We start from the raw sequence: 1,444 nt of genomic DNA, 5'->3' as shown, positions 1-1,444 counted from the left end.
TAGTAGGGCTTGGTCAGGTGTACTCGCTGGTGGCGTGTCTTTGTCCCGATTGGCGCGTTGATGGTGTGTGACACCTGGGGAGATGGATCAGGTCCGGGAGGATCTGGAGGCGTTCACGGCGGAGATGTTCGAGGCGTTCACGCGCGCGGACCAGCACCGCTGGGGGCAGGCGTATGTGCGCGGGCTGCTGCTGGACGGGCGACGCAAGTCGGTCGAGCCGATGGCGGCCCGCCTCGGCGAGGACGGCAACCGGCAGGCCCTGGCGCACTTCGTGACCTCCAGCCCGTGGAGCCCCGCGCAGGTGCGGGCCCGGCTGGCGTGGCGGATGCATGAGGCCATCAAACCGAGCGCGTTGATCGTCGACGACACCGGTTTCCTGAAGGACGGCGACGCCTCTGCGTGCGTGTCCCGGCAGTACACCGGCACCGCGGGCAAGGTCACCAACTGCCAGGTCGGGGTGTCGCTGCACCTGGCCCGCGACCACGCCTCCACGCCCGTGAACTGGCGGCTGTTCCTGCCCACGACCTGGGACCCGGCTTCGCCGCAGGCCGACCCGCTCAAGGTGGCTCGCCGAGAGCGGGTCGGTATCCCGGCCGACTTGGGGCACGTGGAGAAGTGGCAGCTCGCCCTGGACATGATCGACGAGACCCGGTCCTGGGGTGTCGAGGTCCCCCTGGTCCTGGCCGACGCTGGCTACGGCGACACGATCGCGTTCCGTCTGGGCCTGAACCAGCGGGGCCTGCACTACGTCGTGGGCATCTCCGCCCGGCCCACCGCTCATCCGGCCGCGGCCCAACCGGTCATCCCGCCCTACAACGGCATCGGACGGCCGCCGGTGGCCCGGTATCCAGACCCGGCCCGTAACGTGAAGGCGCTGGTCATCGAGGCGGGACGCGGTGCGGCCAGGCCGGTGTCCTGGCGCGAGGGCTCACGCCCGGGCGGCGGTCGCACCGGGTTGAAGCGCATGTACTCGCGGTTCGTGGCACTGCGGATCCGCCCCGCCGGACGAGAGATCCGTGAGGCCACCGAGGGCGTTGAGCTGGCCGAGTGCTGGCTGCTGGCCGAGTGGCCCGCGAAGGAGGCCGAGCCGGTGCAGTTCTGGCTCTCCGACCTGCCCGCCGACACCCCGCTGACCACTCTGGTCCGCCTGGCCAAACTCCGCTGGCGCATCGAGCACGACTACCGGGAGATGAAGCAGGCGTTGGGACTTGCCCACTTCGAGGGCCGCACCTTCAACGGCTGGCACCACCACGTCACCCTCGCCTCCCTCGCCCACGCCTTCTGCACGCTGCGGAGGCTGGCCCGGGTCCCAAAAGAAACGGCACCGGCCTGAGCCTCTATCAGGTCGTCCGCGAGCTGCAGTTACTCCTCGCGACCTGGGCCGGCGCCTGCCCCACCTGCCACCGCGACATACCCACACCGATACGGACCTGACCAAGCCCTA

At 70.0% G+C, this 1,444-nt stretch carries 1 protein-coding gene; it reads left to right on the top strand.

Going from position 1 to position 1,444, the window contains the following annotated elements:
- Positions 1–82: 82 nt before the first annotated feature.
- On the top strand, positions 83–1,333 hold the full coding sequence (locus tag IE329_RS39850; RefSeq protein WP_190215961.1) for an IS701 family transposase: 1,251 nt from the start codon (positions 83–85) through the stop codon (positions 1,331–1,333).
- The last annotated feature ends 111 nt before the right edge of the window (positions 1,334–1,444 follow it).

It is taken from the genome of Kitasatospora indigofera, from assembly GCF_014655955.1.
Lineage (GTDB): Bacteria > Actinomycetota > Actinomycetes > Streptomycetales > Streptomycetaceae > Kitasatospora > Kitasatospora indigofera.
The sequence above is the reverse complement of the archived record's forward strand: the minus strand, read 5'-3'. Positions and strand labels throughout refer to the sequence as shown.